Source organism: Algibacillus agarilyticus (genome assembly GCF_003286125.1).
Taxonomy (GTDB): Bacteria; Pseudomonadota; Gammaproteobacteria; order Enterobacterales; family Alteromonadaceae; genus Algibacillus; species Algibacillus agarilyticus.
In genome coordinates this window covers 1-1247 of sequence record NZ_QMED01000078.1, presented here as the reverse complement: position 1 = coordinate 1247, position 1247 = coordinate 1, and the positions used below count along the sequence as shown (strand labels likewise).

At 37.7% G+C, this 1247-nt stretch carries 2 protein-coding genes and 1 pseudogene; 2 read left to right on the top strand and 1 reads right to left on the bottom strand.

Annotation, left to right across the window (positions count from 1 at the left end; genetic code table 11):
- Nucleotides 1-283 (top strand): hypothetical protein (locus DPX34_RS22215; RefSeq protein WP_232824834.1); only part of this gene is annotated, 283 nt, incomplete at its 5' end.
- Nucleotides 284-416: 133 nt separating this feature from the next.
- Nucleotides 417-920, top strand: coding sequence for a GNAT family N-acetyltransferase (locus DPX34_RS21625; protein ID WP_198673780.1), 504 nt, complete (start codon nucleotides 417-419; stop codon nucleotides 918-920).
- A gap of 38 nt (nucleotides 921-958) precedes the next feature.
- Here DPX34_RS21625 and DPX34_RS22210 read toward each other — a convergent pair.
- A pseudogene (locus DPX34_RS22210) lies at nucleotides 959-1247 on the bottom strand (IS110 family transposase); the annotation flags it as partial.

Genomic DNA, 1247 nt, shown 5'->3' with positions numbered 1-1247 from the left:
AATAGTTCTATTTCTGCTATTCATTCTGGGATGCTCTAATTCAGAGGTAAAGAAAATTTATGGTACTTGTATGAGCATGGAGAAGCCCTTAAAAGCAGATGAACTTTACAATACATTTAATAATGGTGAATTATTGGAAAGTAATGAAAATGGAAACGAAATCCACTTTTTTTCACCACACCCTGATTACAATTTAATATACAGTTCATTTATAGTTGCAGAAGTTGATAGAAAAGGAATGGTTTTACATTTAAAGTGCTCGGAAGAACAGTACGCTTTTTGAAGTAGAGCACCTAACAAGCCATTACAGTAACGGGACTGCTAACAGCTTGCTCGGTTCCGCTTCGCTTCACAATTTTAGCAAGCTATTTTCAGCCCCTGAATGGGGCGTTAGCCGTATTCCTAAGGTTTAGTATATGAATCAGAATATAAATATTCGACCAGAATGTAATGATGATATAAATTCTATTGAAAGAGTCACAATCGAAGCTTTCAAAAATCATCCGCATAGCAAGCAAACAGAACATGAAATAGTCGCTAAGTTACGTAACGATAATGCTCTTTCTGTATCTTTAGTTGCAGAAGTTAATAACGTGATTATCGGACATATAGCTTTTTCTAAAGTTAAGATAAGCGGTGAATTCATCGAATGGTATGGTTTAGCACCAGTTTCTGTTGAACCTAAATATCAAAACCAAGGAGTAGGCTCACAATTAATACTTTCGGGTTTAAACGCTATCCGCGAGTTAAACGGTAAAGGTTGCGTACTTCTCGGAGAACCTGAGTACTATAATCGATTCGGTTTTACAGCACCTAGTGAGTTAGTATTTAAAGGAGTTCCGCCAGAGTATTTTCAATCATTACTTTTAAGTGGTGACATGCCAAACGGAAATGTTGAATACCATAAGGCTTTTGCATAAAAACGGCTAACAACACGCCCTGAGGTGGACAGCAAGCATTAAGTTTTACTTTCTACCGCATATTTTAAGAGCGGTGAACCCTTACTTTTCAAGGCTTCTAGATAGGTTGATTCATCATATGCTGTGCTGGTTTTCCAGCACCGAAACAATATCCTGATCCACTTAAATGCCAACGCTCTGATGATGGTATTATGTGGTTTTCCTTTCGCTGCTTGTTGTTGATAATAAGCTTTAGCCCAAAACGAATATCGCACCGATTGACCTGCCCATTCAACAAATGTTTGCCGCAAAAATGTTGTGCATGAGTATCGCCAATGTATCCACTCT

Excerpts from the sequence above, each read along its gene's own strand:
- DPX34_RS21625 (WP_198673780.1), top strand. The coding sequence starts at position 417 with ATGAATCAGAATATAAATATTCGACCAGAATGTAATGATGATATAAAT.